5 protein-coding genes and 1 pseudogene are annotated in these 5,623 nt (G+C 72.6%); all 6 read right to left on the minus strand.

Features of this window, described 5'->3' with window-relative positions:
- Window positions 1–147 precede the first annotated feature (147 nt).
- Window positions 148–594: a cupin domain-containing protein gene (locus tag E1298_RS43445; RefSeq protein ID WP_131903227.1), complete on the minus strand. Its 447-nt coding sequence runs from the start codon at window positions 592–594 to the stop codon at window positions 148–150.
- A 33-nt stretch (window positions 595–627) separates the two neighbouring features.
- A complete protein-coding gene (locus E1298_RS43450) occupies window positions 628–1,869 on the minus strand; it encodes a M28 family metallopeptidase (protein ID WP_131903228.1) in 1,242 nt (413 codons plus the stop codon).
- 26 nt (window positions 1,870–1,895) lie between these two features.
- A complete protein-coding gene (locus tag E1298_RS43455; protein ID WP_131903229.1) occupies window positions 1,896–2,213 on the minus strand; it encodes a hypothetical protein in 318 nt (105 codons plus the stop codon).
- A 28-nt stretch (window positions 2,214–2,241) separates the two neighbouring features.
- A complete protein-coding gene (locus tag E1298_RS43460; protein WP_207945201.1) occupies window positions 2,242–3,381 on the minus strand; it encodes a zinc metalloprotease in 1,140 nt (379 codons plus the stop codon).
- 288 nt (window positions 3,382–3,669) lie between these two features.
- A complete protein-coding gene (locus tag E1298_RS43465; protein WP_131903230.1) occupies window positions 3,670–4,083 on the minus strand; it encodes a hypothetical protein in 414 nt (137 codons plus the stop codon).
- Between the two features lie 28 nt (window positions 4,084–4,111).
- Window positions 4,112–5,623, minus strand: a pseudogene (locus E1298_RS48955) (hypothetical protein); the annotation flags it as partial.

Below are 5,623 nucleotides of genomic sequence, written 5' to 3' on the forward strand. Positions count from 1 at the left end.
GGTGAGGAGGGGATCGGGGTGCGCGGCTTCTTCGGTTTGTGGGTGAGGGTGCTGCTGGGAGTTCGGGGTGTGGCGTTTCGGGGCTTGTTCGGCTCTTTGTTTTTGAACGTGTTCGTTAGGAGGACGGCTTGCCGTGACTAGGTGGGGTCAGAGGGAGTCGGTGGCGTAGCGGGAACGCAGGGCGGCGAGGTGGTCGGGGGTGAGGGTCTCGCCTGCTTCCAGTGCGCGGTGGATGTCGCGGAAGTAGTCCTCGTATCCGGCGGGGGTGAGCAGGAACAGGCAGCGCGCCCAGGCGGTAGAGGCGTTGCGGAAGCCGTGGGCGGTGCCGATCGGGACGGAGACCGTTCCGCCGGCGCCGACCGTGGTCGTGGAGCCGGACACCTCGAAGTCGATCTCGCCTTCGAGGATGTGGAAGTGCTCGGCGTGGGCCCGGTGGACGTGCGGGGCGGCGCCGACGGCTCCGGGTGGGAAGGTGTATTCCACGATCGCCAGGGCACCGCCGGTCTGCTCGCCGGACAGGTGCACCGTGTAGGAGCCGGCGGGGGCGCGGAGCCGTTCGGCGTCGCCGGGCGGGGTCAGCGTCACATTCGTCATGATCCGATTCTGCCGTCCGGTCTGGCGATCGGTTCAGGCCAGCGCGGCCGCGGTGGCGGCCGTGTTCATCCGGACGATGTCGAGGGCCAGCTCCTCGTCGATCGCGTCGAGCGTGTCCCCGGCGGTGTGGATGTTCTCGTTGGCGCCGTCCGCGCCCTCGATGGTGAGGACGGCGGGGATCGACGCGTCGATGAACGGGACGTGGTCGCTGTTGAAGGGGCGCAGCGACGTCTGCACGCCGAGCGAGGTGTACGTCGCCGCGGCAACGGCCAGCTCGTCCATGAGCCGCGCGGACACCTCGGCGCCTTCGAGCAGGACGGTCGGCGTCGCGGTGTTGAGCGTCGCGATCATGTCCATGTTGATGACCGAGCGGATGCCCGCGCGCTGGTCGGGCGGCAGCGACGCGACGTACTGGGTGCTGCCGAACAGGCCCTCCTCCTCGCCGCCGAACAGGATGAGCCGCAGGTCGTTGCCGAGCAGCGGGGCGCCGGCGAGCACGCGGGCGATCTCCAGCAGCCCCGCCGCGCCGCTGCCGTTGTCGTCGGCACCGGGAGCGGGCGCGGCGGGCCCGCCCTGGAGGTTGATCGAGTCCAGGTGGGCGGTGACCACGACGACCTCGCGGGGCAGCCGCGACGCCGCGAGCCGGTCGGCGACGAGGTTGAGGCTCCGCCCTTGGCCGATCTCGACGGGGACCTCCTCCACCATGTAGCCGAGATCCCTGAGCACGCCTGCGGCCATCCCGGCGGCGGCGCGGAACCCGTCGCTCAGCGAATGGCGGGTCTCGAACGCGACCAGCTCGGCGAGACGCTGCCGGTAGCTGTCGCGCGAGACCTCGTCGACCAGCGCCTGCACTCCGGGGTCCGGGCGGCGGGCGGCCGGTGCCGCGCTCCGGAAGACCACGGCGCCGGGCCGCAGCGGCTCCACCCGGTAGCAGACCTCCGCGCGGGGCCGGACCAGGTCGCGGCGCCCCTTGTCGAGGGACACCACGAGGTAGCGGCCCTTGTCGACCAGTACGGGCACGTCCGGGTGCTCGTGCTGGAACACGCGGCCGACCTGGGTCACCAGGTGCAGGTCGGCGGACGTGCCCGGTGCGGGACGCTCCTCCAGGGCGACCCCTGCGGAGCGCGCGCCGTCGCGGGCGTCCTGCCAGCGCTCGTCGTCGTCCGCCCAGTACAGGACGGTGTCGTCCAGCCGGGCCCAGTCGGCGCCGGGCGGCGCGGCACGCCCCTGGGGCTCGTCCCGGCCGTCCGGCAGAAGTGCGATGCCTGTTCTCATGGGCGCCTAGCCTTCGTCGGGACGGGTCATTTCGCGATCGTGAGCTTGTCGGGCGTGCGGGAGAGGACGGTGATCCCGAACGGCGTGCCGCGCCCCTCCGGGAAGGTGACGCCGATCCTGTCCGCGTCCCGCCTCTCCCACCGGCCGCGGACCTCCCTGAGACGGTCGTCCGGACCCGGGCGGCGCTCCACGAACGTCCCGTCCGCCCGGAACTCCAGCCCGTCCCGGACGCGCCGCGCCGGCCGGAACGGGTGCCCCGAGGGCCGGTACACCGCCGCGCTCTCGGTGTCCTCCTCGAAGGAATGAAGCCAGGCACCCGTGACGTCCGGCGCCGCGCCGTTCACTCCGCGCCCCTCCGGCGCGCCGGGCCGGTCATGTGCGAGACCGGCCGGTGACCAGGCCGAGCGCGTCGCGGATCTCGCTGAGGACCTCGATGGTCAGCCGCTCGGAGTCGTTGAGCAGCCGCTCGACCTCCCCGTCGTGCGCCGACTTGCCGCCGTTCCCGCCGCCCGCGCCCGCGCTCGCGGCCGCCGCGGCGGGCTTGCCGGCGGGCACGGCGGCGCCGTGGCGCGCCACGATGAACGAGGCCCGCGTCCCTTCGAGGCAGGCGTTCATCCGCTCGCTCTGCCCCTTGGTGAACAGGAACATGGCGCGGTCGTCGACGTAGTCCATGTAGTTCATGAACATGTCGCCGTTGGGCCCGTTGTTGCAGGTGACGTGCGGGAAGGCCGGCGCCCCGAGGTTGTGGTCGGCCTGGTTCGGGGTGTCGGCGACGCGGTCGTCGTTGCTGCAGGCGCCGTCGTCGTCGCCCCAGATGTGGAAGAGGTCGAGCCAGTGGCCGATCTCGTGCACCGCGGTGCGGCCGCCGTCGAACGGGAACGCCGCGGTGCCGGTCGTCCCGAAGGCGGAGTGCAGGATGACCACGCCGTCGGTCTGCGGCGGGCCGCCGGGGAACTGGGCGTAGCCGAGCAGGCCGCCCACCAGCTGGCAGACCCACATGTTGAGGTACTGGTCGCTGGGCCACGGGTCGGCGCCGCCGCTGTTGGCGGACTTCACCGCGTCGTCGGTGTCGAAGCCCTCCTGGTCGGTCTCGACCCGGACGATCCCGCTGGTCGGCCTGCCCAGCGGGTCTTCCGACGCGAGCTGGAACTCGACCTGGGTGTCGGCGACCAGCGGCTTCCACACGTCCGGGACCTGGGACACGTCCGGGTTGGCCGCCCGGAAGTCCTGGTTGAGGACGGTGAACTGGCTCCGGATCTGCTCGTCGTCGATGTTCTGCTCGGGGTTGTCCGGATTGTGCACGACGTGGACGACGACGGGGATGGTCAGCACTCCCCGGCGGATCGAGCTGCGCCGGCCCGTCTCGTACTGGAGGGCCCGGTTCTCGATGCGCGCCCGCTGCGCCCGGTAGGTCATGCTCTCGTTGAGCAGCCGCCGGTGGACGTGCATGGCGCCGCACAGGTCGCGGCGCGGCGGGGTGGCCGGAGCCGAGGAAAGGCCGGATTCGGTCATGGGAAGAGTCCTCTCCGAGTCGTGCCAGGGCCGCCCTGACCGCTCACCTGAAACGCGCCGCCGTGCATTCTGGGGCGTACCGCTAACCTTACGACGACATGCCTTCCAAAATCGCAAACCCCGGTTTAATGCATAACATTGTCCACCTGTTCGCCGACCCGCGCCCAAATTTCCACCAGGACGGGGTTCGGCTGCCGGAAAACGATGCCCTGACAAAGATCGGTAATTTCTCTGATCACGTAAGTTCGGCCCGCCGCCGGCCATTCGGCGGCGGACCGGCGAAAAGGATCAACCACCCCACATGTTCAGCAGGACCGTGCTCAGCACGCCTCCCGCCCCGCCCTCCAGGACCGTGCGCAGCGACCGCCCGAGAGCCCGAAGCCGTCCCGGGTCGGGCTCGGGATCGTCGACGGCCTCCAGCAGCCGCTCGGTGAGCTCCCGGGCGGCCTCCTCCCGAGGTCCCAGGTCGAGCGACGGCAGCGCCTGCCGGACGGCGCGCGCGAACTCGGCCAGGGCCGGGACGTCCACCGCCGGTTCGCCGTCCGCGCTGATGACGACATTGTTGTCGCCGACGGTGATCTGCCCGTTCGAGACGGGGCCGGTGACCTCCACCCAATGGCCGCGTGGCCGCTGCCCGCCCGGGTCCGGTCCGCCCGGGTCCGGTCCCCCCGGGCCCCGTCCGCTCAAGTCCTGCTCGGTCATTCGAGGCGCCTTTCTCGGTGATGTGCCCTCACGTGGTGCCGGACGGCCGGACCGTCAGCGTGGTCTTCCCTTCTCGGTCGGAACCCTCCTGGCTGAGCTGGATGGGATAGTCCTTCGGCGTGGTGTCCTTTGCGATCGGCACGGTGTACCGCACGCGGCCATCTCTGTCCGCGACCGTCGTCTGCGTCGGGCCCAGGAGGGAGTTGAGCTTCACCTCACTGCCGGGCGTGAAACCCGTGCCCCTGACGGTGACGTCATCGCCCGGCGTGGCCGGGTTCGGATCCGCCGTGGCGCCGGGCGGTTCCTGCGGTCTCTCCTCGTAGTACTCAAGGTTGGCCTGCGCTCTGCGGCCCGACTTCGTCCCTTCGGCGAAGACCGTGTGCGTACTGCCGGCGGTGGCCCAGCCGAGCCCCATGCCGCGGGCGACGGCGACTCCCGAGCCGTCGGCCTCCTCCAGGGCGTAGGAGCCGCTGTGGCCCGCCGGACCCAGGGTGAACTTGACCGGTTCGCCCGGGTCAAATCCGGAGGCCGTGGCCGTGGTGGAACCGCCGACCTTGATTCTCGGCGGGTCGAGGGCCAGGTGGGGCGCGCCGCGGCTGTCGGGCGGCAGGACCCGCAGCGGCGCCGAGGCCGTCCGCCCGGAGCGCCGGCCCTTCGCCCAGATCGTGTAGTCGCCCGGCGCGGCGCCTTCGCGGACCTCGGTCTCGGCCTCCCCGGACCGTGCGGCCGTCGAGACCCCGATATCGCTGCTGGACGGGCCCGTCCAGCTGAAGGCGACCGGCTCGTCCGGTTCCATCCCGCCCGCCCTCGCCCGGTAGCTCCCGCCGACCTTCACCGACGAGGACGACAGCCGGAGCCACACGTCCGGACGAGGCGTGGCGGACCGGCTGGGCGAGGGCTCCGGCCCGGGGACGAGCGGGCCGGACGACGCCGGCGGCCCGCTCTGGGGCGGGGGATCGTCTCCCCGGGCGGCGGCGAGCCCCGCCCCGGCGATCACGGTGGCCAGCACGGTCGCCGTCACCGCGCCGATCGCCGCGGGATGCGCCGACACCGTCCCGGCGAGGCTCTTGCCGCCCAGCGCCGCCAGGATCCCGGCCCCGGCGGCGCCGCCCGCGGCGCCCCCCACCAGCAGCCCGAGCGTCCGCCGGCGCACCCTCTCCTCGTGGGTGAAGTAAGCGATGTCCTCGGCCGAGTTCAGCGCGCGCGCCGCGACGAGGCCCAGCGCGAGGACCGTCCGCCACGATCCCCAGTGCAGGGACCGCGCGAGCGCGGGGGCGGCCGCCCGGGCCAGGTCCCGGGCGGTCGCGTGCTCCTCCATCTCGACCGCCGTCGCCAGCAGCCGCGTCACCAGCCCCGCCGCCTTGGCGACCTCGCCCGCCGGCGCGGTGCGGGCCCAGTCCGCCAGTCTGCGCAGGTGGACGGCCATCTCTTCGGCCGCGTCCTGCTCCTCGGGGGTGATGACCAGGCGGTAGCCGCGGCCGGTGGGCTCCGCCAGATGGGCGCCGGCCAGCCTGGCCAGGACCTCCGCGCCCGTGGCCCC

This window comes from Actinomadura rubrisoli (genome assembly GCF_004349215.1).
Lineage (GTDB): Bacteria > Actinomycetota > Actinomycetes > Streptosporangiales > Streptosporangiaceae > Spirillospora > Spirillospora rubrisoli.

What these genes read in the sequence shown, in the direction of transcription:
- E1298_RS43445 (WP_131903227.1), bottom strand. Translation starts at nt 594, where the DNA reads ATGACGAATGTGACGCTGACCCCGCCCGGCGACGCCGAACGGCTCCGC.
- E1298_RS43450 (WP_131903228.1), bottom strand. Translation starts at nt 1,869, where the DNA reads ATGAGAACAGGCATCGCACTTCTGCCGGACGGCCGGGACGAGCCCCAG.
- E1298_RS43460 (WP_207945201.1), bottom strand. Translation starts at nt 3,381, where the DNA reads ATGACCGAATCCGGCCTTTCCTCGGCTCCGGCCACCCCGCCGCGCCGC.
- E1298_RS43465 (WP_131903230.1), bottom strand. Translation starts at nt 4,083, where the DNA reads ATGACCGAGCAGGACTTGAGCGGACGGGGCCCGGGGGGACCGGACCCG.